The sequence below is a fragment of the Beutenbergia cavernae DSM 12333 genome (genome assembly GCF_000023105.1).
In the GTDB taxonomy this organism is placed as follows: Bacteria; Actinomycetota; Actinomycetes; order Actinomycetales; family Beutenbergiaceae; genus Beutenbergia; species Beutenbergia cavernae.
Genome location: NC_012669.1, coordinates 422,062 through 448,648, shown reverse-complemented (window position 1 = coordinate 448,648; position 26,587 = coordinate 422,062). Strand labels below are relative to the sequence as shown.

The window sequence follows — 26,587 nt, the reverse complement described above, 5'->3', positions numbered from 1 at the left end:
CTGGGGCGGACGCCCGTACGCTGGCCCGCTGTGAAGACCGACCTCGTCCTCTCCCCGTTCGGGGCGGAGGGGCACCAGATGATCGCCGCGGCCGAGGCCGCCGACGCCGACGGCTGGGACGGCGTGTGGACGTACGACCACTTCAGCGCGCTCGTCGCCACGGGCATCGGCCCGCGGGGCTGGTCACGCGACCCGTTCGTGGCTCTCGGCGCGATCGCTGCGCGCACGCAGCGGCTCCGCCTCGGCGTCCTCGTCGCCAACATCGCGAACCGGCACCCGGCGCAGCTCGCGAGCGCGCTCAACACGCTGCAGGCGCTCGCGCCCGGCCGGGTCGTGTGCGGCATCGGGGCCGGAGCCGGGCCGGGCACGCAGTTCGCGGCCGAGGCGAACGCGATCGGGCGCACCACGCTGCCGGTGACGGCGCGACGGGCCCTGCTCGTCGAGTACGTCGCCGCGCTCCGGTCGATCTGGCGGGACGAGGACGCCGACGGCGTGACGATCCGCACGCACGGCCTCACCGGCGTCGTCGACGGCGCTGCGCAGCCGCCGATCGTCATCGGCGCCGGCACGGATGCCACGATCCGCCTCGCCGCCGAGCACGCGGACGGCGTCAACCTCGTCGGCGGGGCCGGACCGCGGCTCGCGGAGCAGGTGGCGCTCGCCCGCACGCACGCTGCGGCACCCGGGTCCGAGCGGGACTCCGACAGCGAGAGCCAGCGAGCGCAGGAGGATCGCGGCCGAGGATTCGAGGTCAGCGTGCACGCGCCGTTCGAGGTCGACCACCCCGGCGGCGGGGACCTCGCTCCCCTGCTCGCGGCCGGCGTCGACCGGCGCACGCTGTGGGTGACGGCGCCCTACCCGGTGGACGCGATCCGGCGCGTGGGCGCCTGGCTGACCGCGGACTGAGATCGCGCCGGGCGGACTCTCGCCGTCGTTGCCGGGTGCCGAGGAACCGGTGCCGCGTCGGCAACCGAGCTTCGGCGTCCGCCGAGCGCGGGCCGGGGACGGCGTGACGGAGCGCCGCCGTACGCTGGGCCGGTGCTCCGGCTCCTCGACGACGTCAGCTGGGACGGCGCACCCGTGGTGGGCGCGCGGCCCCGGGCGTTCCTCGCGGCACTCGCGCTCGCGGCGCCGGGCGCCGTGGCGGACGATCGCCTCGTCGACGCCGTGTGGGGCGACGACGCACCGGCACACCCCGCGAAGGCCCTCCAGGTGGTCGCGGCGCGCGCCCGCACCGCGACGTCGCCCGGCGCCGTCGTCCGCACGCCGCACGGCTACCGCCTCGGCCTCGCGGAGACCGACGTCGACACGTTGCGCCTCGCCGGCCTGACCGGGCTCGCGGAGCGGAGCCTCGCCGGCGGCGACGCGACCGGGGCGCGCGACGCCGCCCGCGAGGCCCTCGCGCTGGCCGGCGAACCCGAGCCCGCCCCGGGGGCGCTCGGCGAGCTGCGCGCGGCCGCCGCCGCGCAGAAGGAGCGGGCCGCCGTCGTCCTCGGCACAGCGCTGGCCGCCGGGGGCGACCACGACGCCGCGCTCCCGCTCCTCGAACGCGCCGCGGCGCGCCGCCCCGGCGACGAGGGCGTGCTCGCCGCGCTCCTGCGCAGCGAGGCCGCCGTCCGTGGACCCTCCGCGGCGCTCGAGCGGTACGACGCACACCGCACCCGGCTCGCCGACCGGCTCGGCACCGACCCCGGACCGGAGCTGCAGCGTCTGCACCGCGAGCTGATCGCCGCCGACCGGCCCGTCCGCACGGGCGTGCGCTTCGACCCCACCGACCTCATCGGCCGGGACGACGACGTCCGCCGCCTCCGCGCGATGGTCGCCACGAGCCGCGTGACGTCGATCGTCGGGCCGGGCGGGCTCGGCAAGACACGGCTCGCGCAGGTGCTCGCCCGCCGCGCCGAGGAGCCCGCCGTCCACGTGGTCGAGCTCGTCGGCGTGTCCGACCCGCAGGACGTGCTCGGCGAGGTGGGCACGGCGCTCGGTGTCCGGGACTCCGTCACCGGCCGGCGCGCTCTGACGCCCGAGCAGCGCGCCGACATCCGCTCGCGCATCGCGCAGCAGCTCGACGGCGTCCCGACCCTGCTCGTGCTCGACAACTGCGAGCACGTGGTCGACACGGTCGCCGACCTCGTCGCGTTCCTCGTCGCCACGAACCGCGACCTCACCGTCCTCACCACGTCGCGCGCGCCGCTCGGCATCGCCGCCGAGCGGGTGTACGCGCTGGCCCAGCTGGGCGACGCCGACGCCGCCGAGCTGTTCCGCCGGCGGGCGGTCGCCGCCCGCCCCGACGTCGCGCTCGACCAGCGCGAGGTGGCGGCCGTCGTCCGACGCCTCGACGGGCTCCCGCTCGCCGTCGAGCTCGCCGCGGCGAAGGTCAGGGTGATGTCCGTGGCGGACATCGACCGGCGCCTCGGCGACAGGTTCGCCCTGCTGCGCGGGGGCGACCGCTCCGCTCCGGACCGCCACCGCACGCTGCTCGCCGTCATCGACTGGTCGTGGAACCTGCTCGGCGAGCCCGAACGGCAGGCCCTGCGCCGACTGTCCGTGTTCCACGACGGCTTCGTGCTCGACGCCGCCGAGGCCGTGGTGCGGACGGCCGGACCGGGTGTGCTCGACGCCGTCGCGTCGCTGGTCGAGCAGTCGCTCCTGAGCGTGCACGACGCCGGCGGGAGCGTGCGGTACCGGATGCTCGAGACCGTCCGCGAGTTCGGGCGCCTGCGGCTCGCCGAGGCGGGCGAGGCGGCCGACGCCGAGCGGGCGCAGCGGGAGTGGGCCGTCGCGTACTGCGTCGCCGCGTGCGCCGACCTCCACGGCCCGAGGCAGATCGCCGCGATCGACCGCCTCTGGGACGAGGAGGCGAACCTCGCCGACATCGCGCGGCGGGCGACGACGCTGCCCGACGCCGAGTGCGTCGTCGTCGTCATGGCGGCGCTGGCCGACCTGTGGCGTCTGTCGGGCAACTTCGCCCGGATCGTCGCGCCCCTGAACCGGGCGGTGCTCACCGTGATCCGGGACCACCCGCTGCCCGACGCGCTGCTCGACCCGGCGCGCGACGTCGTCGGCGCGATCCTCATGACGGAGGGGATCTTCGGCGGGGAGGCGATCGCCGAGGCCCGCGAGGTGCTGACGCGGCTGGGCGCCGACTCCGCCGATCCGCGCGTGGCCGCGGAGACCACGTTCGTGCTCGCCGTCACGGCGGAGGACGTCGTGGGACCACAGGCTTTCCTCTCGCTCACGGCGTCGCCAGACCCGCGGGTCGCAGCTCTCGGCTGGCAGTGGTCGTGCCACTGGAAGGAGAACGACGGCGACATCCACGGCGCCATCGACGCCGCTGAGCGGGCGCTCGCCCTGGCCCGGCCGGAGGAGGGGCCGGCCGTGACGGCGAACCTCCACGCGGGCCTCGCCGGGATGCACCTGCAGATCGGTGACTCGGACGCCGGCGAGCGGTACGCGCTCCTCGCGCTCGAGCCGCTCACCGCGCTGCGCGCCGTCGACGACACGCACCAGCTGCGCGCCCTCCTCGCCGTCGTCGCCATGCGGCGCGGCGACCTGGCCCAGGCGGAACGGATCCTCGACCAGGTCGAGCGCGCCGACGCGCCGGAGTTCGGGTTCGGCGGGCACGTGGTCACGGCGTCGGGGCGGGCAGAGCTCGTGCTGGCGGAGGGCCACCTCGCCGAGGGCCTGCGGCGGTACCGGGACGCGCACGCCGCCGCCGGCGCGTTCCGCTTCCCCGGCGTCGCGGGCGTGCCGGGCTTCGAGCCGTGGACGCTCTTCTCGTCCGCGTCCTGCCTCACCGCGCACGCCCGGTACCTGCCCGCCGACACCCCGCCGTCGGACGCCGGAGCCGTCTTCGCCGCGGCGCTCGCCGCCACGGTCCTGGCGAAGGCCCGGACGTACGTGGGTGAGGGGGCCGGGTTCCTCGACTACCCCGTCGCCGGCACTGTGCTCTTCGCGCTCGCGTGGTGGCACGGGCGCCACGGAGCGGACGCCGACGTCGTCGCCCGCCTGCTGCTGCTCGCCGACGGCTTCGGCTACAACCGTGCCCTCCCGACGATGAGCCTCGAGGCGGCCGTCGCGATGCGCGACGACGTGACTCGCCGGTTCGCCGACCTCCGGCCCGCGTACGTCGGCCGCTTCGGCCCTCAGCTGCGTGAGGAGGCCGCGGCACTCCTCACGCAGCTGTGAGCGTCACATCTTGCGCTGGTAGCTGCGCACCGCGAGCGGGGCGAAGACCGCGACGACGACGGCGCAGCCGACGAGGGCCCAGCCGACCGCCGTCGTGACATCCCCGGTGTTCGCGAGGTCGCGCGTGGCCGTCACGACGAGCGACACCGGGTTCACGCGCACGAAGCCCTGCAGCCAGCTCGGGAGCGTCTCGATCGGGACGAACGCGTTCGACAGGAACGTCAGCGGGAACATGATCATCATCGAGATGCCCTGCACGCTGCGGGCGGAGCGCGCGATCGTCCCGACCCAGGTGAACACCCAGGCGAGCGACCATCCGGAGATGACCACGAGCATGATCGCCGCGGCCACGCCGACGACGCCGCCGCCGGGCCGGTATCCCATGAGGATCCCGGTGGCGAACGTGAGGACGGCGGCGATGAGGTACCGCAGCAGGTCGGCCACCATGGGCCCGGCCAGCGGCGCGATCCGCGCGATCGGGAGCGACTTGAAGCGGTCGAACACGCCCTTGTCCATGTCCTCGCGCAGCTGCACGCCCGTCGCCATGCAGGCGGTCAGCGCAGTCTGGGCGAGGATGCCCGGGATCATGAGCGGCAGGTAGCTGGCGACGTCGCCGCTGATCGCCCCGCCGAAGATGTAGGCGAACATCGCGGTGAACAGGAGCGGCTGGATCGTGACGTCGAAGAACTGCTCCGGGTTGCGGCGCATCGTCTTCGCCGCGCGCCACGCCATGGACATGGTCTGGGCGACGGCCTGGCGCAGGGAGACGTGGGACGTGGTGGCGGCGACGGGGTCGGCCGCGACCTGGGTGAGGGCGAGCGTGCTCATCGGACGTTCTCCTGAGGTTCGGTCGTGGTGTCGGTGGAGGCGCCGTCGTCGCCCTCGCCCGTGTCGTGGCCGGTGAGGGCGAGGAAGACCTCGTCGAGGCTGGGCTTGCTGACGTTGAGCGAGGCGACGGAGACGCCGGCCGTGCGCAGCGCGATGAGGACGTCGGCCGCCTCGTCGGCGCTCGACATCGGCACGTGGATGCGCCCCGACTCCGGGCTGAGCACCGGCTCGGCGCTCATCGCCCGGCTGACGACGTCGCCCGCCGTCGCGATCTCGGCGGGGTCGCTCAGCACGACCTGGAGGGTCGACGACCCGACCTGGCTCTTGAGCTCGTCCGGTGTGCCCTCGGCGACCTTGCGGCCGCGGTCGATGACGGCGATCCGGCCGGCCAGCTGGTCGGCCTCGTCGAGGTACTGGGTGGTGAGCAGCACCGTGCAGCCGCTCTCGACGAGCTCCCGGATCGTCGTCCACATCTGGCCGCGCGTGCGGGGGTCCAGGCCGGTGGTCGGCTCGTCGAGGAAGATCAGCGGCGGGCGGGTGATGAGGCTCGCGGCCAGGTCGAGCCGCCGCCGCATGCCGCCCGAGAACTGGGACAGGGGGCGGTTCGCGGCCTCCTCGAGGCCGAACCGGTCGAGCAGGTCCTGAGCCGTGGCGCGGGACTTCGGGCCGCTGATGCCCTGCAGCCGGCCGAACAGGTAGAGGTTCTCGGTGGCGGTGAGGTTCTCGTCGACGGAGGCGTACTGGCCGGTGACGCCGATGAGCTGGCGCACGACGTGCGGGCGCTGCTTGACGTCGACGCCGAAGATCTCGGCGCGCCCCTCGTCGATGCCCAGCAGCGTGGCGAGCATCCGCAGCGTGGTGGTCTTGCCCGCCCCGTTGGGGCCGAGGACGCCGAAGATCTCACCGCGGTGGACCTCCAGGTCCACGTGGTCGACGGCGCGGTTCGTGCCGAAGGTCTTGACGAGGCCCTCGGTGCGGACGGCGACGGCGGAGCCGTCGGCCCGGGAGCTCCGGGCGCGGCTGAGCAGTGGTGTGGTCATGGCGACCATGCTCGACGGCCCCGGTTTCACGGCGCCCTCAGGGCGCCTTCACCCCCACCTTCGCGAGAGGATCCCTGCGCGTTCGCGAGAGGATCTCTGCGCGTTCGCGAGAGGAAGTCTGCGCCACCGCGAGAGGATCTCTGCGCGTTCGCGAGAGGATCTTCGCGGCGCTCGCCCCCGTATCTCCCTTGACGCCCCTGGCACGCTGACGGGACGCACACCCGGGGAGACCGCACCGCCATGACCACGCCCGCTCCGCCGTCGTCGTCCACGGACCTCCACGGCCGCTCGCTGCAGACGCGCTCCTCGCTCGCTCAGGACCTCGCCGCGCTCGGCGTCCGGCCTGGCGAGACGCTGCTCGTGCACTCCTCGCTGAGCTCGCTGGGATGGGTGTGCGGGGGCGCGCCCGCCGTGGTCGATGCGCTCCTCGACGCGCTCGGGCCGGACGGCACCCTCGCCGTACCCACCCACTCCATGGACAACACCGACCCCGCCGGATGGCAGGCGCCGCCCGTCCCCGAGGACTGGTGGCCCCTCATCCGCGCCGAGATGCCGGGGTATGACCCGCGCACGAGCCCGACGCGCGGGATGGGCCGCATCCCCGACGCCGTGCGGGCCGTGCCGGGGGCGGTGCGGAGCGCGCACCCGCAGTCGTCGTTCACGGCGCTCGGGGCGCGTGCCGCCGAGGTCACCGAGCCGCATCCGCTCGAGTGCAACCTCGGCGACGACTCCCCTCTCGGCCACCTCGAACGCCTCGGCGCGCGCGTGCTGCTGCTCGGCGTCGGCTACGACGCGTGCACCACGTTCCACCTCGCCGAGTACCGCGTGCCGCGGCCGCGCCTGGCGCCGTCGTCGTGCGCGGTGCTCCGCGCCGACGGCACGCGGGAGTGGGTCACCTACACGGACGTCGAGCTCGACGACGAGGGCTTCCCCGAGCTCGGCGCCGCCTTCGAGGCTGCCGCCCACGACGACGACGGCGCCGCGTCCGGCGCGGGTGGCGGCGGCGTGGTCGTCGGTCGGGTGGGCGACGCGACGGCGCGCCTGTTCCCTCTGGCCGCGGCGGCGGCGTTCGCGACGGCGTGGCTCACGGAGCACCGCGCCTGACGTCGGTCAGCGCGGTACCGGGTCGGCCCACCCGACGTCCCGCCGCCACACCTCGTGCCGCGCGAGAAGACGGGCGACGTCGTCGGGCCGATCACCCGCCAGGTCTCGCCGCTCCGCGACGTCCGCCGCGAGGTCGACGAGCGTCAGGCCGTCCCCCGGGTCCGCGTGCTCGACGGCGCGGATCCCGGCGGCCGTCTCGGACGCGCCGTCGACGTAGCGGAGCTTGAGGTCGCCCTCGCGGACCGCCCACTGGAAGCCGCAGTCCCAGTGGAGCGCGTCGTGCGCGCGATCGCCGGCGCCGCTCAGCACGTCGGCCAGGTCGACGCCGTCGACGTCGTCGACCGCCCCGCCCGCCGCCGCGACGAGCGTGGGGACCAGATCGAGCGAGCTGACGAGCGCCGTCGTCGTCCGGCCGCCCGCCCACCCGCCGCCCGGCCACCGGACGAGGAACGGCACCCGGATCCCGCCCTCCCACAGCGTGTACTTCGTGCCGGCGAGGGGCGCGTTGCTGCCGTAGTTGCAGGTCGAGCCGCCGTTGTCGGTGAGGTAGACGACGATCGTGTCGTCGGCGAGACCGCGCTCCTCCAGCGTGTCGAGGAGCGCGGCGATCTCGGCGTCCATGAGCTCGAGCTGCGCGAGGTAGTACTCGCGGCCGTGCTCCAGGTTCGGGGTGATGGCGCCGTCGTACCAGTCCGCGTAGCCCTGGGCGTCGGCGTCGTGCCAGTCGTCGCGCGCCGGGAGCCCGCGGCGGCGCAGCTCGTCCGGCGGCAGCTGCCAACAGAAGTTGTGCACCGCGTTGAACGCGAGCATGAGGAAGAACGGCTCGGCGGCGTGGTCGTCGACGAACGTGCGCGACCGGCGGCCGAGCTCCGCCGTGAGGAAGCCCTCGAGGTCCTCGGGGTCGTCGCCGGAGAGCATCGGCTGGACGGCCATGCGCCAGGACGCCTCCGGCCCGTACTCCGCGACGGCGTCGTCGGAGTGCCGCAAGTAGTTCAGGCGTCCCTGCTGGCGGCCGGCGAGCCCGTAGTACGTCTCGGCGAAGCCGTGGTGCGGCGGGCACGCGCGGTCGCCGACGTCCTCCGGGCCGTAGTGCACCTTGCCGAGGTAGCCCGTGGCGTAGCCGAGCTCGGCGAACCGTTCGGCGAGGGACGTGCGCTCGTCGCCGAAGCGCGAGGAGTCGAACCACCTCGCGCCCCAGCGCTGCTGGTAGGCGCCCGAGATGATCGCCGCGCGGGACGGGCTGCAGATCGGCGCCGTGACGTACGCGTCGGTGCACGTCACGCCGTCGGCGGCCAGGCGGTCCAGCGCCGGCGTGCGCACCGCCGGGTCCAGGCCGAGCGCGCCGCGGTCCGCGTACCCGTGGTCGTCGGACAGGATCAGGACGACGTTGGGTCGGCGCATGCTCGGCACCCTACAAAGAACCTCTCGCGGTCACGCACAGATCCTCTCGCGGTCACGCACAGAACCTCTCGCGGTCGCGCAGAGAACCTCTCGCGAAGGTCAGAGGGCGGCGAGCCCCCGCAGGAACGCCTCCACGATCGGCCCCGACGTCGCCGAGCCGTAGTCCCCGCGTTCCACGAACACCGCCACCGCGAGGTCGCCCTGCGTCGCGATCATCCACGCGTGCGTGTGCGGCGGGTCGGCGTCGCCGTACTGCGCCGTCCCGCTCTTCGCGCTGACGGGCTCCCCCGGCACGTCCGCCAGGAGCGACCCGCTGCCCTCCGTGACGACGGCGCGCATCAGCTCGCGCAGCGCCGTCGCCTCCTCGTCGGTGAGTGGCGTCTCCGCCTCGGGCGCCGGCTCCTGGTCGGCGTCGGCCACGAGCACCGGCGTCACGGCCGCGCCCCGCACGACCGAGGCCGCGACGGTCGCCATCGCGAGCGGCGACGCGAGCACCCGCCCCTGCCCGATCATCGACGCGGCGTGCTCGGTGCCGCCCGCGTCGACGTCGGTCGGCACGGAACCCAGCCACGCCGGGTACGCGAGCGACGGCTCGACGCCGAGGCCGAGCGCCGCTGCGGCGTCGGCGAGCGCGTCGGGAGGCGCCGAGTCGCGCGACGCGATGAGCGCCGTGTTGCAGGACTGCGCGATGACCGTGCGCAGCGGCACGTCGCCGAGCCCGGCCTCGGGGTAGCCCGGAAAGTTGTCGAACTCGCGCCCGTCGACGGTGACGGTCGGCGTGCACGGGAGCGTCGGTTCGGTGACGCCGACGCCGGAGCGCAGCAACGCGAGCGCCGTCACCACCTTGAACGTCGAGCCGGGCGCGAACTGGCCGAGCATCGCGGTGTTCTCCCCGGCGGATCCCGGACCGCTCGCCGCAGCGAGCACGGCGCCGTCCGAGGGCCGGATCGCCACCAGCGCGCTCGCGGGGCCGACACCGGCGAGCACCTCCTCCGCGAGGATCTGCGTGGGCGCGTCGAGCGTCAGCGCCAGGTCGGACCCGCGCGCCGGGTCCCGCTCGAACAGGGTCCGCGGCCGACCGTCCTCGCGCACCGCCTCCACGAGGTACCCCGGCACGCCGCGCAGCACCTCGTCGTACTGGCGCTGCAGCCCGGACAGCCCGGTGATCTCGTCGGCGACGACGGCGCCGTCGGACTCCTCGACGATCTCCGCCGTCGCCGGTCCGGCACGCCCGAGGATCGGCCGCGCGAACGTGGACGTCGGGGCGAGCGGACGCGTGTCGTCGATGGCGCGCGCTCCGTCGATGGCGGCGACGGCGTCGAGGTCCACCCCGGGTTCCGACACCCGGACGATGATCGCCTCGACCCAGGCGCGCTCCCCGGCGGCGGCGACGCGGTCGGCGAACGCCTGCGGGTCGTCGAACTCCAGCAGCTCTGCGAGGGCGAGCCCCGAGGCGGGCGCGTCGGCGGCGTCGACCATCGTCTTGTCGATCCCGATGCGCAGCACGCCGCGGTCCATGACGATCGCGCCGCCGTTCGCGTCGACGACCTCGCCGCGCTCCCCGCTCGTCCGCGTGAGCGAGAGCAGCTCCGTCGGCGTCAGGCCGGGCACGAGCAGCTCGGGTGACCACGCCGCCGTCCACGTCTCGGTCTCCTCGTCCCACGCGAGCTGCGCCGTCGTCGCGTACGTCCAGCTCTCGCCGCCGTCGCCGAAGTCCCACTCCCAGGCGAGCTCCGCAGCGGCGGTGTCGGGGTCACCGTCGCCGTCGTCGTCGCCCGGCTCCTCCAGCTCGGCGACCTGCACCGTGCGCTCCACGCCGTCGAGCGCCGCGAACGTGTCGGTGAGGTGCGTGGTGACCTTGTCGGGCGTGGACCCGGTCCACGTGACGGCCCCGACGTCGCTCTCGTCGCCGCCGGCGAGCGCGCTCGCGAGCGCCTCCGCGGAGTCCCCCGGCCCCGGCCGACCCGGCGAGCACGCGGTCAGCGTCCCGGTGAGCACCAGGAGGGCGACGACGGCGCCGCCCGCCGCGCGTAGGTCCCGCACCGTCATCGTGTGTGTCCCCTCCGGTTGGCCGTTGCCGCGCGGCTCGATGCTAGGTGCTCGACGGCGCCAGCCGGTCGGGATCGAGCGGCACCTTCTGTGCAGGTCTCGTGAGCGGGCGGCGCGCGACCGTGTGGTTGTTCCCCCAGGACCGACCGGACCGGGGAGCAGCCGCACGGTCGGCGCGGACCTCAGGCGTCGAGCAGCCCGGCCTTGAGCGAGCTCGCCAGAGCCGGGTTGAGCGGGAGCCGCGGGATGAGCGTGGCCTGGATCGCGTGGTAGATGTCCGGCTTGCCGGGCCACACGGAGTCGGCCGGCGCGTTCGACGGGTCCAGCTCGTGGATCCACGAGCCCGTGGCGTCGAGCAGGAACTCGTGGGCGTAGTCCCACCACGTGGCGTACCAGGCGGCGTAGTCGTCGTCGCCGGTCGCCGCGTACAGGGCGGCGGCCGCGCCGAGCGCCTCTGTGACCACCCAGTGCATGCGGTCCCGCACGATCGGCACCCCGGCGAAGTCCACCGTGTAGACGAAGCCCGGTGCGCCGTCGACGTCCCACCCCTCGCTCACACCGGCGCCGAACAGGGCGACGGCGCCGTCGAGCAGCCACTGCACGTCATCCGTCACGGAGCCGACGTCGCCCTCGCCCGCCTGCGCGAGCAGCGCGGCGTGGGCGTGGAGCGCGAGCCGCGCCCACTCGAACCAGTGCCCGACAGTGGCCCCGTACGGCCGGAACGGGTGCGCCCGGTCGTCGGTGTTGTAGTCCGGCAGCGGCTCCCACGACGGCGAGAAGTGCTCCGGGATGCGCCACTCGTAGTCCTTGGCGTACCCCAGCACACGGCGCAGGATCCGCACCGCGCGGTCGCGCCAGAGCGACTCACCTGTGGCGTCCGCGACCGCGAGGTACGCCTCGACCGTGTGCATGTTCGCGTTGACGCCCCGGTAGGCCTCGCACTCCGTGAAGTCCTCGTTCCAGGACTCAACGGCCATGCCCTCGTCCTCGCGCCAGAACTTCTCCGTGTGCACGGCCTGCGCCTGCCCGAGCAGCGCGGCGGCGCCGGGCCGGCCCGCGAGCATCGCGCTCGACGTCGCGAGGAGCACGAACGCGTGCGCGTACGCCTCCTTGATCGGCTGGGTCGGGCCGTCGGGGCCGACGGCGGAGTACCAGCCGCCGTTCGCGTCGTCGGCGAACGAGGTGCGCAGCGCCTCCAGGCCGTGGTCGACGAGCGGCGCGCAGCCGGGCCGACCCAGCAGCACCCCGAGGCTGAACGAGTGGATCATGCGGCACGTGATCCAGAGCTCGGTGTCCTTGCCCGGGCGCAGGCCGCCGTCGGCGTCCAGGTAGCCGAAGCCGTGCGGGGTCCCGGCGCCGCTGGCGAACGCGAGCAGGTCGTCGGTGTGGGCCTCGAGCCAGCGCGCGTGGGCGGGGCGCCCGATCCAGCTGAGCGGGGCGTCGATGGCCGCCCTCAGGTCGGTGGGCTGGGGCGTCTCGGCGGGCTTCGGCGGCACGGGAACGACGCTAGTACACGCCGACGACGGCGGCCGTCGGGTCCGCAGGTCGGCGCACCGCCGACAGACAGCGGTTCACGTTGTGCGCTCTCGCCGTACCGGTCGGCTGGACCGGACCAGTCGCGGCGGTGATACGGGCCCGGATGGCGCATGCCTTCCGGGAACCTGGACGTTGTGATCGTTTCGGCGACCGGCCGGGTGCCCGGACGACGCATGCGCTCCCGGAACCTGATCGTTCTGGTCGTTTCGCGGCCGGTCGGGTGCCCGGACGACGCATGCGCTCCCGGAACCTGATCGTTCTGGTCGTTTCGCCGACCGGTCGGGTGCTCACGAAACGACCAGAACGAACACGCCTCCGGAACACACACCCTCCCCGCCCACGAACGACGCGCACGACCGAACCCCCGCGTTCGACGAAGCTTCGCCCCGGCGTCGTCAGATCGCCGAGCCCACCGGCCAGACAGGCGCCGTGAGGATCTCGCGCTCCCGGCGCCAGGCGGAACCCCCAAGTCCGGCGAATGCCACGACGAGCGCACCGAGGACGCTCTCCGAATTCAGGCCCAGGTGGTTCTCGATAGTCCAGAACGCCATGAGTGGGCTTAGGACCATCAGCGCAATCCCGGGGACCCAGAGCCACGCATCGCGGTCGCGAATCCCCAGCGTGACGAGGCCGAGCCCGAGGAGAAACGGCGCGCCCGCGAACATCCCGACGAGCGGCATGATGCCGAGCGCGAGCAGGACTAGAGCAAGCACCCCGTAGGGCACACGGACACCCATCGGCTCCCGTGGCCGAATCGCTCGGACGATCAGGAACGTCACGAGGTACGCGACACCCGGCACCAGCCCTTGGGGGTACGGGCTGTGGGGGTACGCCATCTCGCAGAACAACAGCGCAATGAGTGTCACCGAGGTCAGCGCGAGCGGGAGCGAACGCGCATGCATCGTTGCCCGCGCCGTCGTCATCGTGGTGCTGCCCGTCACCATGGCCAGAGGATGCCAGACCCGCGCCGGGCGCACCACGGTTTCCGCACCATCCCGACCCGGCAGTCACGGCGGGCGCCCGCCAAGCGACGTCGGACGCCGGCCCGCCGCCCGTCAGGCGACCGGCGTCGCGCCGATCTCCCGCTGGTGACCCGCGGCGAGCTCGCGGAGCCGGTCGAGGTCCACGGCGTCGGCCCCCGCGACGGCGAGCCGCGCCGGGGTCCGCGCCCGCACCGTCGCCGTGCGCCGACCACCCTCCAGGAGCGCACGTTCGCCGATGACGGCGCCCGGCCCGACCTCTGCCACGATCGTCGAGTCGACAGCCACGTCGAGGACGCCGTCGAGCACGAGGAAGAGCTCGTCGCCAGGCTCACCCTGGCGCATCACGGCGGCGCCGGCACCGACACGCCGGATCTCGGGCTCAGCGCCGCCGCGCATGATGAGCGCCGACAGCTCCCGCTCGAGCGCGCTCTCCGCCTCAGCGACCAGCACCGACGAGTCCGAGCTGCTCCACGGCGTCCGCTCCCCGAAGGAGTGCTTGAGCCAGCCGTCGGGGTCCGTGAGCCCGCTCTTCGCCACGAGCGTGCCGTCGGGCCCGTAGACCCAGTGCCGCGGGAACGCGCTCGCGCCGAGGAGCTCGACGTCGCTCGTGCCGTCGGGCCGGAGCGTCACCGCGAGCGTCGTCCACACGGTCGGCGCCGACCACTGGACGAACGGCGGGTGCGGCACCGGGCGCGGCAGCGGCACACCCGTGCGACCGCCGACCGTCTGCACGACCCGCACCCCGCTGCCCAGCACCTCCGGCTCATGGCGCAGCACGGGCAGGGACACCGCCGCGAACCGGATAGCGAGCCCCGCGAGCCGCGTCGTCGTCGCCCCCATGGCGAGCCCCGACGACGGCGAGATCCCGACGTCGTGCACCCCGTCGTCGTCGACGTCGGCCCAAACCCCCAGCACGTTCGCGAACCGGAACCCGTCGGCGTCGCGGAGACGCCGGACCTCGTCCGGGGAGGACAGCCTCGCCGGAGGGGGTGAGTCGTAGTGGGACAGCCGCAGGTCGAAGCCCGCGCGCAACGCCCCGGTCACCGACTCGGACGGGATCCACGACACAGCTGTCGCCGTCGCCTGCACACGCATGGGGAGCTCCTCACCACGACACGGGCCCAGCATCCTCGGCCGCAGGCGCCAGCGCGCTGCCGGAACAGGGTGATTCTGCGCCGGAGGCCGGGTGATCGCGGGCCGGTCGGGCACGCGGCGCCGCTCCCGCCTCTACCGTTGGCTCATGGCCGGCCAGGTGCCGGGGGCAGACGACGTCGCGCAGCTGCGGCGTGCCATGGAGGCGCTCGAGGCGCAGCGCGACACCCTGGGGGACCAGGTCGTCGACGTGGCGCTCGGGCCGCTGCGCGAGCGCCTCGACGCGCTCTCCGCCCGCACCGCCGGCGAGCAACGCCGACTCGTGACAGTCGTGTTCGCCGACCTCGTCGACTTCACCACGTTGTCGGGGAGCCTCGACGCTGAGGACGTGCGCGGCATCGTCGCCGCCTACTTCGGCAGATGGCAGTCCGCGATCACGCGGCACGGCGGCGTCGTCGAGAAGTTCATCGGCGACGCCGTGATGGCCGTGTTCGGGCTGTACGCCTCCGAGGAGGACGACGCGCAGCGCGCCGTCCGTGCCGCCCTCGAGATGCGGGCGTCGCTCCGCGACCTCACCGCCGCGGCCGGCCTGCCGCAGGGCGTCCGCCTGCACATGCGGGTCGGCATCGACACGGGCGACGTCGTCGTCAGCACGCTCGGCGAGCGGGCCGGTCACGAGTTCGTGGCCGTGGGACAGACCGTCAACCGCGCGAGCCGGATCCAGGCGGCGGCACCCGTCGACGGCGTCCTCATCTCCGCCGGCACGCACCGGCACGTCCGCGGCCTCTTCTCGTTCGAGGAGCGCCCGGGCCTCGTGCTGAAGGGCATCGAGGACCCGGTCGACGCGTACCTGGTGCGCAACGAGCGGCCGGCGCGGTTCCACATCGAGTCGGACGGCTCGGCGGACACGCCCACCGTCGGCCGCGAACGCGAGCTCGCGATGCTGCGGGAGACGCTCGACGACGTCGTCGAGGAGCGGGCGTGGCGGCTCGTCACGATCGTCGGCGACGCCGGAGTCGGCAAGTCCCGGCTGGCGTTCGAGCTCGACCGGTGGCTGTCGGAGCGCCCGGAGCCGGCGTGGTGGTTCCGCGGTCGCGCCACGCGGTCCGACCTGCACCGGCCGAACGCCCTCCTGCGCACCGTGCTCTTCGCGAGGATCGGGGTCACGGAGACGGATCCGCCGGCCACCGTCGAGCAGGCGATCGGCACGGCCTTCGCGACGCCGTTCGGCTCGCGCGCCGCAGCAGCGGCGCGCACCGTCTCGACGTGGCTGGGGCTGCGGGACCCCGAGCCGGGCACCGACCCGCGAGGGCTCCGGCAGCAGGCGACGACGCTCCTCGCGGAGCTCATGGCCCGCATCTCGGAGGTCGCGCCGGTCGTCGTGCTGCTCGAGGACGTGCACTGGGCCGACGACGAGTCGCTCGACTGGCTCGAGAGCGCCGACGAGCAGCTGCGGTCCGCCCGCGTCTACGTGGTCGCGACGGCGCGGCCCGCGCTGTTCGACCGGCGGCCGCTCTGGGGCGAGGGACGCGCCCACCACGTGCGGCTCGACCTCGCCCCGCTCGGCCGGCGCGCGAGCCGCACCCTCCTCGACGAGCTCACGCACCACGCCGGGACGCTGCCGGACGTCGTCGTCGACACGGTGCTCGGGGCCGCCGACGGCAACCCGTTCTACCTCGAGGAGCTCGCCGCGTGGCTGCACGAGACCGGCGTCGTCGTCCGCCGCGACGCCGAATGGCGCGTCGACCTCAGCCGCTGGGAGCCGCTCGTCGTCCCCGCCACGCTGCGCGGCGTCCTCCAGGCCCGGATCGACGCGCTCGGACCGCTCGACCGGGACGTCGCGCAACGGGCGGCCGTCGTCGGCCGCGTGTTCTGGGACACGGCGGTGGCGGCCGTCGCCGGTGAGGACCCGGCCGACGTGGGCACCGTCCTGGACCGGCTCCGCGCCGTCGGCATCGTGCAGGAGCGGGCGACGTCGTCCTTCGACGGCACGCGCGAGTTCCTCTTCGCGCACTCCCTCCTGCGCGACGTCGCGTACGACGGCGTGCTCCGGTCCCGCCGCACCGTCGACCACCGCCAGGCGGCCGCGTGGCTCGCCGACCTCACGGAACGCACCGGGCGCGGCGACGAGTACGCCGCCGTCGTCGCCGACCACCTCGAACGCGGCGCCGACGAGGGCGCCGCCGGGTGGTACCTGCGCGCCGCACGCCGGGCCGGGTCCGTCTGGGCGCTCCAGGACGCCGAGAACCTGCTGGCCGGCGCGCTGCGTACCGCGCCCGCCGACCCCGCGCTGCGGTTCGATGCCCATGCGGAGCGCCTGCTCGTCCGAGAGCGACGAGGCGACGTGGACGGACAGCACGCCGACCTCGAGGCGATGGCCGCGAGCGCCGCCGACCTGCCCGCGGACGAGGCACGCCAGCTCCGCCTGGCCCTCGCGCGGTCCGTGTGGGCGTTCGAGCGGAGCTCCTACGACGACGCGTCGGCCCACGCCGCGCAGGCCGCCGACCTGGCGCGGCACCTCGGCGCGGACGCCGAGCTCGCCGCCGCCCAGCTCGCGTTCGCGAAGGCACGGCAGTGGGCGTTCGACCTGGACGGCGCGCGCGCGGCCCTGACGGACGCGCTCAGGACGGCCCGCGCGCACGGGCTGACCGACGTCGAGGCGGAAGCGCTGCGGTACCGGTCCATGACCGAGGTCGCGGAGGACGACTACGCCGCGGCGCTCGCGAGCGTCGAGGCCGCGTACGCCCTGAACTCCCAGCGTGGCGACGAGGAGGCCCAGGCCGTCACGCTGCACCAGTCCTCGAACGTGCTGTACCACCTGGGCCGGTACTCGGAGGCCCTGTCCGCGCTCATCCAGGCGCTGCCCCTGTTCCGGCGGACGGGGTACCGCTACCGCGAGGCCGTGACGCTGACGAACGCGGCGGCGATCGCCCTGTTCACCGGCCAGCTCGCCGACGCCGGGCGGTGGGTGACGGAGTCCCTCGAGATCATCCGGCGGCTCGACGACCAGGAGGCGCTCGCGACGGCGCTCGGTGTCCACGGGCAGGTCGAGGCGCTGCTCGGGCGTACGGCGTCGGCCCACGAGCTGTTCACGGAAGCGCTGACGATCGCCAAGGAGGTGGGCGACCACCAGCTCGAGGTCGACCTCGCCGCCCTGCTCGCGCTCCTCATGGTCGAGGCGGGCGTGCCCGAGAGTGCGCGGGAGTGGGCCGGCGTCGCCCTGGCGAGCATGTCCGACGCGCACACGGCCAAGGACCGGGCGGAGGCGCTGCTGCGCGTGCACTACGTGTACCGGGAGCTGGGTGAGGTCAGCAGGGCGTCGGCGCTCGCCCGAGACCTGGCGGCGGTGGTGGCCGACGTCCCCGACGACGTCCGGGCGCGGGCGTCCTACGAGCTCGAGCTGGCGGCCGCGCAGATCGCTCTCGGGCGCTCCTCGGACCACGTCGAGCTGTTGTCGCGGCTCGATCTCGAGGCGCTGCGGGGCTGTGTCCGACCCGAGGCGGTGCTCGCTACGGCGCTCGACGCCGGGGACGGAGCGGCGCTCCCCGACGTCGCCGAGCTGGCGCTCGCCCTCCTCGACGACCGCACCTCCGCCATCGGCGATCCCGACCTCGCCCGGGAGTACCTGGCGACCTCCGGCCGGGAAGCCCTGCGGCAGCGGGCGAGCCGGGCGCGCGCGGAGCGGTCATGATGGAGTCATGACGGAGCAGAGCGAGGACCAGACCGGCACGCGTGCGGACCAGCCCGAGGTCGTCGTCGTCGAACCGGAGGCGATCGGCGCCGACACCCCCGAGGAGAAGGGTCCGACGGACCCGACCAGCCTCGTCGAGGAGCCGGCCAAAGTCATGCGGATCGGCACGATGCTCAAGCAGCTGCTCGAGGAGGTGAAGGCCGCACCGCTCGACGACGCCGCCCGTGAACGCCTCGCGGAGGTGCACGAGCGATCCCTGCACGAGCTCGAGGACGGCCTCTCCCCGGAGCTCATCGCGGAGCTGCACCGGATCACGCTGCCGTTCACCGACGCCTCCACGCCGTCCGACGCCGAGCTTCGCGTGGCACAGGCGCAGCTCGTCGGCTGGCTCGAGGGTCTGTTCCACGGGATACAGACGGCGCTCGTGGCGCAGCAGATGCAGGCGCAGTCGCAGCTGACCCAGATGCGCCGGGCGCTGCCGCCCGGGGTCATGCCGGTGCCCGGGCACGGCGCCGGGGGGCAGGTGCCCGTGGCCCGCGCCGACGACGGCGATCGCGCGCCCGGTCAGTACCTCTAGGCCCCGAGCCCGAGCGGCTCGCGGCGACCATGTCGACATCGGGGACGTCCGCTCCGACGTACCCGTGACGGCGAGGGACGCCGTCGTCGAGTCTCAAGGAGAGCCGCCATGAAGTACGTCATCCTCATCCACTCCAACCCCCAGCCCTGGGGCCACCCCACGAGCGACTTCCTCCCCGCGCACCAGGCGCTGCCCGCCGCGGAGCGGGAGCGGCTCAACGCCGCGTTCGAGTCCGTCATGACCGAGCTCCAGGAGCGCGGCGAGCTCATCGGGGGCGAGGCGCTCGGCGACGCCGCGAGCGCACGGCTGTACCGCTGGGCCGACGGTTCCCCGCTGGTCTCCGACGGCCCGTACTCCGAGGCCAAGGAGCACCTCGCCGGCTTCTTCCTCATCGACGTCGAGAGCCAGGAGCGCGCCGAGGAGGTCACGGCGTCGTTCGCCGGTCCCGGCGAGACCGTCGAGCTACGCCCCGCGATGGGGCCGGGCGGCGACGAGTAGCGGGACGACGACGACGACGACAGGGTCGCGATGAGCGTTCCCGTACGCCGTGGGGCGGGTTCCGCCGCCCCGGCCGCGCTCGAGGACGTGTGGCGCCGGGAGGCGCCGCACGTCCTCGCGGCCCTGCTGCGGCGGTACTCCGACCTCGAGCGGTGCCAGGACGCGCTCCAGGACGCCGCCGAGGACGCCCTCGCCTGGGAGACCGACGGCGTCCCGGACAACCCACGGGGCTGGCTCGTCCGCGTGGCGTCCCGGCGGCTGATCGACGCGCTGCGCTCGGACGGCGCCCGCCGCGCGCGCGAGGAGGCCGACCACGAGCGCGACGCACGCTCCGCCGTCGTCCCCGCCGCCGACGAGACGCCGTCGACCGACGCGGACGACACGCTGCAGCTCCTGCTCCTGTGCTGCCACCCGAGCCTGAGCCGGTCCTCGCAGGTCGCGCTGTGCCTGCGATCGGTCGGCGGCCTCGGCGTGGACGACATCGCCGCCGCGTACCTCGTGCCCGTCCGCACGATGACGCAGCGGCTCACCCGTGCCCGCGCGACGCTGCGCGAGGCGGGCGCCCGGTTCGCGATGCCGTCGGCCGACGAGCTGCCGGACCGCGTCGCCGCCGTCCTCGACGCCTGCCACCTCATGTTCACGGCCGGCTACACCCGCGCGTCGGGCGAGGCGCTGCTCGACGAGGCCCTGACGGCGGAGGCCATCCGCCTGGTGCGCCAGGTCGTCGCCGCCCTGCCCGACCACGACGAGGCGGCCGGCGCCCTCGCCCTCATGCTCCTCACGAACGCGCGCGCAGGCGCCCGCACCGACGGTGCCGGCGACCTCGTGCCGCTCGCGGAGCAGGACCGCCGCCGCTGGGCGCGCGCGCCGATCGCCGAGGGCGTGGCCCTGCTCGAGCGTGTCCTGCCGCGCGGACCGGTCGGGCGGTACCAGCTCACGGCGGCGATCGCCGCCGTCCACGACGAGGCCGCGACGTGGGAGGACACCGACTGGCCGCAGATCTGCGAGCTGTACGCCATGCTCACCCACGTGGCGCCGTCGCCGGTCGTCACGCTGAACCGGGCGGTCGCCGTCGCCATGGTCGACGGCCCGGGTGCCGGCCTCGCGATGCTCGAGGACCTCCGCGCCGACGCCGCGATGCGTGACCACCACCGGCTGCACGCGGTCCGCGCGCACCTGCTCGAAGAGGCCGGCGATCTCGACGGCGCCCGCGAGTCCTATGCGCGGGCCGCCCAGCTCACGCGGAGCGTGCCGGAGCAGCGGTACCTCAACCGGCGGCTCGCGGCGCTGTAGGACGCCGTCGCGGTCCGGGCCACCTCACGTCCCGGTGCGGCAGAAGCACGACGCCTCGATCGGGACGTCCGTCCGGGCGGTGGCCAGGGCGAGCTGCCGGCCGGCGTCCGTCGCGGCCTGGACGCGGTCGGGGTCGGGGTCGGTCCCGGCCATGCGGCTCAGGCACTCGTGGTAGCCGTGCAGGCTCCACACGTTGCGCGGGTGCCGGCACGCGCGACCGAGCGTCGCGTCGAGGCCGAGGTCCGCCGCGTACACGGCGGCGGCCTCGTCCACCCGGCCCTGCTCGAGCAGCAGGGCGCCCAGGGCGTGCCGGGCGGGCTGCATCCACCCCCACGGCTCGTCGTAGGGCAGCGTGTCGTCGAGGTCCACCGCACGTCGCAGATGCGCGAACGCCTCCTCGATGTGGCCCCGGCGGTAGGCGATCTCGCCGTCGAGCATCGCCGACGCGACGGCGAGGATGTCGCGGCAGGTGTTGTTGAAGAGGTAGCGCGACTCGGGGACGCGCGCCGACGCGGCGACGAACGACGCACGTTCGCCCTCGGCCTCGGCGACCCGGCCGAGGGCGGCGAAGGCGACGCCGCGCGCGTAGTGCGTGAGGGCGGTGGTGACGCAGTACAGGTCAGGGTCGGCGGGCAGCGGGTGCGCCGTCAGCTCGTCCCACCGGCCGAAGCGCACGAGGACGTGCAGCCGCATGCCGGCGAACCCTTCGACGAAGTCCGCCATGCCGGGATCGCGCACCAGCTCACGCGCGACGCTCTCCTCCAGGTCCTCCGCCGTCGCCCGCGCGATCTCGAACCGGCCAGCGAACATCGCTCCGTAGATGCGGAAGTGCCGGTCGTGCGCGCGGTACAGCGCGTAGAAGGGCGCCTCGTCGCCAGACGCCGCCGATGCGGCCACCCAACGCTCGTCGGCCTCGATCGCTGCCGTGTTGCCGGCGATGACGCTCTCGTAGTCGCCGACGAGGACGTCGATGTGGGTCGGCATGTGCAACAGGTGCCCGGCGTCCGGCACCAGGTGGCGCAGGGCGTCAGCGGCGGGGAGCGCCAGCTCGGGGGTGGGCGACATCTCCATGAGGTGCACGTACAGGTGCAGCAGCCCGGGATGGGTCATCGCGCCGGGTCGCGCCAGCGCATCCTCGAGCAGCGCCTTGGCCTCGAGCGTGCTCGCCCCCTCCGCCGGCTCGCCGGTGGCCACCGACCACAGCTTCCACGGGGTGACGTTGAGCAGCGCGTCGGCGTGGAGCGCGATCACGTCGAGGTCGTCCGGGTGCAGCGCCGCCGCACGCGCCATCGCCGTCGCGTAGGCCCGGTTGTACGCCGCGAAGTCCGCGGCCGGGTCGGTCGGGAACCGGGTGCTGAGGGCCTCGATGAGCGCCCGTTCGACCTCCGGCGCGCCGTCGGCGAGCTCACGCGCCCGCGCCAGCTCGGCCGCTGCCCGGGCGAGCATGCCGGGCAGGTCCTCGGGCGGGTAGAGGTCGAACGCGAGGTTGTAGTTGGGGCCGATCGCGTACGCGATGCCCCAGTGCGCGAGGGCGAACCGCGGATCCGCTCGGAGCGCCCTCTCGAAGCAGCGCACCGCCTCCTCGTGGTGGAAGGCGTAGCTCCAGACCAGGCCGCGGTCGAACCACTGGGCCGCCTCCGGCGACGACGTCGAGGTGCGGCGCGTGTGCGTCCCGAGATCGAAGGGGTACGGCGTCGTCGGCATGATGACCTCCGTCGCGACGGTGCGACCCGACGAGAGTAGCGGCGCCGGCGTCCGCTCGCGACGCCGTCAGGCTCGCAGGAGAGCGCGCAGGACGGGCACGACGCCGTCGTCCTCCACCGGCCCGGTGCGCGCGTCAGCGGCGAGGACCGTGTCGGCGTCGGCACCGCCCATCGCCACACCGAGCCCCGCCCAGCGGAGCATCTCGCGGTCGTTGTTGCCGTCGCCGGCGGCGAGCGTCCGCTCCGGCGCGACGCCGGCCCAGCCTCGCACCTGCTCGAGCGCGCTCGCCTTCGAGACGCCGTCGGGCGTGAGGTCGAGCCACGCGGTCCAGCCGACGGCGTACGCGACGCCGTGCAGGCCGACCCGGTCGACGAGGTCCGCGAAGTCCGCGGGCATGAGCTGCGGCGCGCGCAGCGTCACGCGCGTCGCGGGCTCGGCGAGCATCTCCTCGAGGTCCACGACCTCGACCTCGCCGCCGAGCTCCCCCATCGGGAACGGCGCGGAGACCTTGAACCCGCGGCCCAGGTCCTCGACGGCGACGATCACCCCCGGCTGCTCGGCGAGCAGCGTCCGCACGGCCGGCCCGGCGTCGAACGTCACGAGGTCCGCGAACTCGTACCCCTTCTCGGACTCCGGGTCGAGCGTGATGGTGACGGCTCCGTTCGAGCACACCGCCCACCCGCGATCGAGCCCGAGCTCCTCCGCGACCGGCAGCACGGCCGGCACGGAGCGGCCCGTCGAGAGGACGAGATGCGTGCCCGCCTCCCGCAGCGCGGCGACGGCGTCCCGCACGCCCACGCTCATCGAGCCGTCGTGCCCGAGGAGCGTGCCGTCGATGTCCAGGGCGACCAGCGCGTCCGGCCCCGCCGGCCACGTGACCATGGCGGCGTCGAAGACCGGGCGACCCGCGGCGTCGTCGGCGTCGGCAGATTTCCCGGAGAGCTCCGCACTCATGAGGCGCGCAGCTCCGTCAGCCCGCCGAGATACGGCTGCAGGCCGGCCGGGACGCGCACGGACCCGTCGGGGTTCTGGTGGTTCTCCAGGATCGTGACGATCCACCGGGTCGTGGCGAGCGTCCCGTTGAGCGTGGCGACGGGTCGGGTCGAGCCGTCCTCGAGGCGCTCCCGGGTGCCGAGCCGCCGCGCCTGGAACGACGTGCAGTTCGACGTCGACGTCAGCTCGAGGTAGCGCTCCTGCGTCGGGAGCCACGCCTCGCAGTCGAACTTCCGCGCGGCGCTCGAGCCGAGATCGCCGGCCGCCGTGTCGATCACGCGGTACGGGAGCTCGACCAGGCGGAGCAGCTCCTCCTCCCAGGCGAGCAGCCGTTCGTGCTCGACGGCGGCGTCCTCGAGGCGCGCGTACGAGAACATCTCCACCTTGTGGAACTGGTGCACGCGGATGATGCCGCGCGTGTCCTTCCCGTGCGAGCCGGCCTCGCGCCGGTAGCACGCGCTCCAGCCGGCGTAGCGCAGCGGGCCGTCGGAGAGGTCGACGATCTCGTTCGCGTGATAGCCGGCGAGCGCCACCTCGCTCGTCCCCACGAGATACAGGTCGTCCTTCTCGATCCGGTACACCTCCTCGGCGTGCGCACCGAGGAACCCCGTGCCGGCCATGATCTCCGGCTTCACGAGCGTCGGCGTGATGACCGGCGTGAAACCTGCCGTGAGCGCCTTGTCGATCGCCGCGTTGAGGAGCGCGAGCTCGAGCCGGGCGCCGAGACCGGTGAGGTAGAAGAACCGCGCCCCCGAGACCTTCGCGCCGCGCTCCGTGTCGATCGCGCGGAGCCGTTCGCCCAGCTCGAGATGGTCCCGCGGCGTGAAGCCCTCCGCGGCGAAGTCGCGCGGGGTGCCCTCGTGCCGCAGCACCACGTAGTCGTCCTCGCCGCCCGGTGGGACGCCGTCGGCCACGATGTTCGGCATCCGGGAGAGCAGCGCGTCGAGCTCCGCCCTGGCCCGGTCGGCGTCGGCCTCCGCGGACTTCACCTGCTCCGCGCGCGACTTCGCGTGCGCCAGGACGGCCGGGCGATCCTGCGGGGCGGCCTTCCCGACGGCGCGCGAGAGCTCCTTCTGCTCCGCGCGCTGCTGCTCGAACGAGGTGAGCAACGCACGGTGCCGGGCGTCGGCGTCGAGCAGCCGGTCCACGAGCTCGGGATCCTCGCCGCGAGAGCGCTGGCTGGCCCGGCCGACGTCGGGATTCTCGCGCAGAGCCTTGAGGTCGATCACCCGCCCGAGCGTATCGGGCCCCGTCGTGTCCTTTCGCCTACGTTGTGCTCATGGCCTGGGAGCAGATCGTCGCGCTCGCGGCGATCGTGCTGGCCCTCGCCGCGATCGTCGTCGGGGTGCTCGCGCTGCGCCGCCTGCGCGCCGCCGGCGACGCCCCGGGTCCGGCGCCACGGGCCGAGAACCCGCGCGCCGACATCGGGCCGGCGGCGTTCGTCATCAACCCGGTCAAGGTCGACGACCCGGCGCGCATCGAGCACGCGGCGCGCACCATCAGCGCGGAGCTCGGCATGCCGGAGCCGTTGCTGTACCGCACCACCGTCGAGGACCCGGGTGTCGGGCAGGCGCGGGCGGCGCTCGACGCCGGAGCGTCGGTCGTCGTCGCGGCCGGCGGCGACGGAACCGTCCGCGCCGTCGCGACGGCGCTCGCGGGGACCGGCACGCCCATGGGGCTGCTCCCCTCCGGGACGGGGAACCTGCTGGCCCGGAACCTGGACCTGCCCGTCGACGGCGCCGACGCGCTCATCCGCACGGCGCTGGCCGGGCGCGACGTGCCGGTGGACCTCGGTTGGCTGACGCCCGTGCGGCTGCGGACGCCGGACGAGGAGGACGACGACGCCGACGCTCCCGACGTGCTCACGGACCGCGAGGAGCACCTGTTCCTCGTCATGGCGGGGATCGGGTTCGACGCCGCGATGGTGGCCGGGGCCGACGACGACCTCAAGGCCCGGATGGGCTGGATGGCCTACTTCCTGGCGGGGGTCCGGCACCTGCACGGGCGCAAGATCCGGTTGGAGATGAGGATCGGCGACGCCGAGCCGCGCCAGCTGAAGCTGCGGTCGCTGCTGTTCGCGAACTGCGGGCGCCTGCCCGGCGGGATCGTGCTCCTCCCGGATGCGGAGATCGACGACGGGCTTCTCGACGTCGCCGCGATCGACACCCGCGGCGGACTCATCGGCTGGGCGTCGCTGTTCGGGAAGGTGGTGCTGCAGGGGGTCGGGGTGCGCGGGCAGCTCGCGGCGAGCCCGGGGCGCATCGACTTCTTCCGCGGCGCCGACATCGAGGTGCGCATGGACCAGGCCGAGCAGGTGCAGGTCGACGGCGATCTGCTGGGCGAGGCGATCGGCGTCCGGACCCGCGTGCAGCCCGGCGGGCTCAGGGTCCGCGTCCGCGGCTGAGGCTGCCCCACCGTTCGCGAGAGGAAGTCTGCGCCACCGCGAGAGGATCGCAGTGATCCTCTCGCGGTCGCGCAGACTTCCTCTCGCGGTGGCGCAGACTTCCTCTCGCGAAGGGGGTTACTGGGGGTCAGGCGGGGGCGCCGTCGCCGCGCAGACCCTCGACCCAGCCGCGCGCCGCGGCGAACTCCGCGTCGGAGGTCCCGCGGTGCACCTGGGTGCGCGCGCCGTCGGCCCGCGGGTAGGACCCGAGGAACAGCACGAGGGGACAGACGCGGTGCAGCCCCATGAGCGTCGCCGCCACCCGCTCGTCCTCGAGGTGCCCCTCGGCGTCGATCGAGAACGCGTACCGGCCGAGCTCGTCGCCGATCGGGCGGGACTCGATCCGCGACAGGTTCACGCCGCGCGTCGCGAACTGCTCGAGCATCGTGAGGAGCGCACCGGCCTCGTTGTCCGGGAGCTGCACCATGAGCGTGGTCTTGTCGGCGCCGGTCCGCGGCGGGATGCGCCCCGGGCGGCCGACGACGACGAAGCGCGTCACCGCCGACGGGTTGTCCCCGACGTCGGCGGCGAGCACCTCCAGCCCGTACGACCGCGCCGAGTGCGGCGCCACGAGGACGGCGTCGAAGCCCAGCGCCTCCGCCGCCTCGTGCACGCCCGCCCGCTCGGCCGCGACCTCGGCGAGCCGCGCCGCCGCCGCGGCCGTGGAGGTCGCCGGCACGTGCACCGCGCCCGGCGTGAGGGCCGCCACCGAGCGTCGGCACTGCGCCCACGCGTGCGGGTGCGTGGAGATGCGGCGGACGTCGGACAGTCGCGTCCCTGGCAGCGCCGCGAGCACGAAGCTGATCGGCACGAGCGCCTCGCCGACGACGACGAGCCCGCCGCCCGCGGCCAGCGTGTCGAGCGTCGCGGAGACCCCGCCCTCGACCGAGTTCTCGATCGGCACGACGGCGAAGTCGGCGTCACCGGTCCGGACGGCGTCGACGGCGGCGACCACGTCGCCGCGAGGCAGGAAGTCGGCGGTGTCCGGCGACGCCACCTGGTGCAGCGCCGCCTCAGTGAACGTCCCGGGCGGCCCGAGGTAGGCGTACCGCGGCCGGCCAGAGCCGGCGATCGACCCCGCAGCGGCGTCCTGCACAGCTTCTCCTCGTCTCCCGACCAGGGCCCACGCGCCCCGTCCGGCTTCCGACACTAGTGCTCCCCTACCCT

At 74.5% G+C, this 26,587-nt stretch carries 19 protein-coding genes; 8 read left to right on the top strand and 11 right to left on the bottom strand.

Translation table 11 applies throughout. The features are described from left to right. The first annotated feature begins 30 nt into the window (after positions 1-30). Positions 31-906 (top strand): LLM class flavin-dependent oxidoreductase, encoded by an 876-nt coding sequence (locus BCAV_RS01975; protein ID WP_012725439.1) that lies wholly within the window; start codon positions 31-33, stop codon positions 904-906. A 132-nt stretch (positions 907-1,038) separates the two neighbouring features. After that, on the top strand, positions 1,039-4,188 hold the full coding sequence (locus BCAV_RS01970) for an ATP-binding protein (RefSeq protein WP_012725438.1): 3,150 nt from the start codon (positions 1,039-1,041) through the stop codon (positions 4,186-4,188). Between the two features lie 3 nt (positions 4,189-4,191). Here the strand turns inward: BCAV_RS01970 and BCAV_RS01965 are convergent, their stop codons facing one another. Both BCAV_RS01965 and BCAV_RS01960 read right to left on the bottom strand, forming a co-directional pair. Further along, positions 4,192-5,016 carry an ABC transporter permease gene (locus BCAV_RS01965; protein WP_012725437.1) on the bottom strand — a complete coding sequence of 275 codons (825 nt, stop codon included), beginning with the start codon at positions 5,014-5,016 and terminating at the stop codon, positions 4,192-4,194. After that, positions 5,013-6,056 carry a daunorubicin/doxorubicin resistance ABC transporter ATP-binding protein DrrA gene (locus BCAV_RS01960; protein ID WP_012725436.1) on the bottom strand — a complete coding sequence of 348 codons (1,044 nt, stop codon included), beginning with the start codon at positions 6,054-6,056 and terminating at the stop codon, positions 5,013-5,015. The genes BCAV_RS01965 and BCAV_RS01960 overlap by 4 nt, the downstream gene beginning before the upstream one ends. Before the next feature lie 240 nt (positions 6,057-6,296). On the opposite strand from BCAV_RS01960, the gene BCAV_RS01955 reads away from it, so the two are divergent. After that, entirely contained in the window at positions 6,297-7,160 is an 864-nt protein-coding gene (locus BCAV_RS01955; RefSeq protein ID WP_012725435.1) for an AAC(3) family N-acetyltransferase, read from the top strand. A 6-nt stretch (positions 7,161-7,166) separates the two neighbouring features. On the opposite strand, the gene BCAV_RS01950 is transcribed toward BCAV_RS01955, so the two are convergent. From BCAV_RS01950 to BCAV_RS01930, 5 genes are all read right to left on the bottom strand, one after another. Beyond that, a complete protein-coding gene (locus BCAV_RS01950) occupies positions 7,167-8,561 on the bottom strand; it encodes a sulfatase family protein (protein ID WP_012725434.1) in 1,395 nt (464 codons plus the stop codon). 99 nt (positions 8,562-8,660) lie between these two features. Next, positions 8,661-10,610, bottom strand: a complete 1,950-nt coding sequence (locus BCAV_RS01945; protein ID WP_012725433.1) for a penicillin-binding transpeptidase domain-containing protein — start codon at positions 10,608-10,610, stop codon at positions 8,661-8,663. 182 nt (positions 10,611-10,792) lie between these two features. Then, on the bottom strand, positions 10,793-12,106 hold the full coding sequence (locus tag BCAV_RS01940; RefSeq protein WP_245528926.1) for an AGE family epimerase/isomerase: 1,314 nt from the start codon (positions 12,104-12,106) through the stop codon (positions 10,793-10,795). 435 nt (positions 12,107-12,541) lie between these two features. Beyond that, positions 12,542-13,090, bottom strand: coding sequence for a hypothetical protein (locus BCAV_RS01935; protein WP_012725431.1), 549 nt, complete (start codon positions 13,088-13,090; stop codon positions 12,542-12,544). Between the two features lie 111 nt (positions 13,091-13,201). Next, a complete protein-coding gene (locus BCAV_RS01930) occupies positions 13,202-14,224 on the bottom strand; it encodes a cyclic nucleotide-binding domain-containing protein (RefSeq protein WP_012725430.1) in 1,023 nt (340 codons plus the stop codon). Between the two features lie 145 nt (positions 14,225-14,369). Here BCAV_RS01930 and BCAV_RS01925 point away from each other — a divergent pair, with 145 nt between their 5' ends. From BCAV_RS01925 to BCAV_RS01910, 4 genes are all read left to right on the top strand, one after another. Beyond that, on the top strand, positions 14,370-17,912 hold the full coding sequence (locus tag BCAV_RS01925; RefSeq protein ID WP_144016680.1) for an ATP-binding protein: 3,543 nt from the start codon (positions 14,370-14,372) through the stop codon (positions 17,910-17,912). A gap of 7 nt (positions 17,913-17,919) precedes the next feature. Beyond that, positions 17,920-18,489, top strand: a complete 570-nt coding sequence (locus tag BCAV_RS01920; RefSeq protein ID WP_012725428.1) for a bacterial proteasome activator family protein — start codon at positions 17,920-17,922, stop codon at positions 18,487-18,489. A 108-nt stretch (positions 18,490-18,597) separates the two neighbouring features. Beyond that, entirely contained in the window at positions 18,598-18,987 is a 390-nt protein-coding gene (locus BCAV_RS01915; protein ID WP_012725427.1) for a YciI family protein, read from the top strand. A gap of 30 nt (positions 18,988-19,017) precedes the next feature. Beyond that, entirely contained in the window at positions 19,018-20,280 is a 1,263-nt protein-coding gene (locus BCAV_RS01910; protein ID WP_012725426.1) for an RNA polymerase sigma factor, read from the top strand. A gap of 24 nt (positions 20,281-20,304) precedes the next feature. On the opposite strand, the gene BCAV_RS01905 is transcribed toward BCAV_RS01910, so the two are convergent. The 3 genes from BCAV_RS01905 to serS form a co-directional block, all read right to left on the bottom strand. After that, positions 20,305-21,984 carry a tetratricopeptide repeat protein gene (locus tag BCAV_RS01905; protein ID WP_012725425.1) on the bottom strand — a complete coding sequence of 560 codons (1,680 nt, stop codon included), beginning with the start codon at positions 21,982-21,984 and terminating at the stop codon, positions 20,305-20,307. Between the two features lie 66 nt (positions 21,985-22,050). Continuing rightward, entirely contained in the window at positions 22,051-22,938 is an 888-nt protein-coding gene (locus tag BCAV_RS01900; protein ID WP_012725424.1) for an HAD family hydrolase, read from the bottom strand. After that, positions 22,935-24,206 carry a serine--tRNA ligase gene (serS, locus tag BCAV_RS01895; protein WP_012725423.1) on the bottom strand — a complete coding sequence of 424 codons (1,272 nt, stop codon included), beginning with the start codon at positions 24,204-24,206 and terminating at the stop codon, positions 22,935-22,937. The genes BCAV_RS01900 and serS overlap by 4 nt, the downstream gene beginning before the upstream one ends. 50 nt (positions 24,207-24,256) lie before the next feature. Between serS and BCAV_RS01890 the strand changes: the two genes are divergently transcribed. Then, positions 24,257-25,381, top strand: a complete 1,125-nt coding sequence (locus BCAV_RS01890) for a diacylglycerol/lipid kinase family protein (protein WP_012725422.1) — start codon at positions 24,257-24,259, stop codon at positions 25,379-25,381. Positions 25,382-25,508: 127 nt separating this feature from the next. Here BCAV_RS01890 and pheA read toward each other — a convergent pair whose 3' ends face one another. Further along, positions 25,509-26,516, bottom strand: coding sequence for a prephenate dehydratase (pheA, locus tag BCAV_RS01885; RefSeq protein ID WP_012725421.1), 1,008 nt, complete (start codon positions 26,514-26,516; stop codon positions 25,509-25,511). Between the last annotated feature and the right edge of the window lie 71 nt (positions 26,517-26,587).

What these genes read in the sequence shown, in the direction of transcription:
- BCAV_RS01890 (WP_012725422.1), top strand. Translation starts at nt 24,257, where the DNA reads ATGGCCTGGGAGCAGATCGTCGCGCTCGCGGCGATCGTGCTGGCCCTC.
- BCAV_RS01920 (WP_012725428.1), top strand. Translation starts at nt 17,920, where the DNA reads ATGACGGAGCAGAGCGAGGACCAGACCGGCACGCGTGCGGACCAGCCC.
- BCAV_RS01915 (WP_012725427.1), top strand. Translation starts at nt 18,598, where the DNA reads ATGAAGTACGTCATCCTCATCCACTCCAACCCCCAGCCCTGGGGCCAC.
- BCAV_RS01960 (WP_012725436.1), bottom strand. Translation starts at nt 6,056, where the DNA reads ATGACCACACCACTGCTCAGCCGCGCCCGGAGCTCCCGGGCCGACGGC.
- BCAV_RS01905 (WP_012725425.1), bottom strand. Translation starts at nt 21,984, where the DNA reads ATGCCGACGACGCCGTACCCCTTCGATCTCGGGACGCACACGCGCCGC.
- BCAV_RS01950 (WP_012725434.1), bottom strand. Translation starts at nt 8,561, where the DNA reads ATGCGCCGACCCAACGTCGTCCTGATCCTGTCCGACGACCACGGGTAC.
- BCAV_RS01910 (WP_012725426.1), top strand. Translation starts at nt 19,018, where the DNA reads ATGAGCGTTCCCGTACGCCGTGGGGCGGGTTCCGCCGCCCCGGCCGCG.
- BCAV_RS01930 (WP_012725430.1), bottom strand. Translation starts at nt 14,224, where the DNA reads ATGCGTGTGCAGGCGACGGCGACAGCTGTGTCGTGGATCCCGTCCGAG.
- BCAV_RS01935 (WP_012725431.1), bottom strand. Translation starts at nt 13,090, where the DNA reads ATGGTGACGGGCAGCACCACGATGACGACGGCGCGGGCAACGATGCAT.
- BCAV_RS01925 (WP_144016680.1), top strand. Translation starts at nt 14,370, where the DNA reads ATGGCCGGCCAGGTGCCGGGGGCAGACGACGTCGCGCAGCTGCGGCGT.
- BCAV_RS01955 (WP_012725435.1), top strand. Translation starts at nt 6,297, where the DNA reads ATGACCACGCCCGCTCCGCCGTCGTCGTCCACGGACCTCCACGGCCGC.
- BCAV_RS01945 (WP_012725433.1), bottom strand. Translation starts at nt 10,610, where the DNA reads ATGACGGTGCGGGACCTACGCGCGGCGGGCGGCGCCGTCGTCGCCCTC.
- BCAV_RS01965 (WP_012725437.1), bottom strand. Translation starts at nt 5,016, where the DNA reads ATGAGCACGCTCGCCCTCACCCAGGTCGCGGCCGACCCCGTCGCCGCC.
- BCAV_RS01900 (WP_012725424.1), bottom strand. Translation starts at nt 22,938, where the DNA reads ATGAGTGCGGAGCTCTCCGGGAAATCTGCCGACGCCGACGACGCCGCG.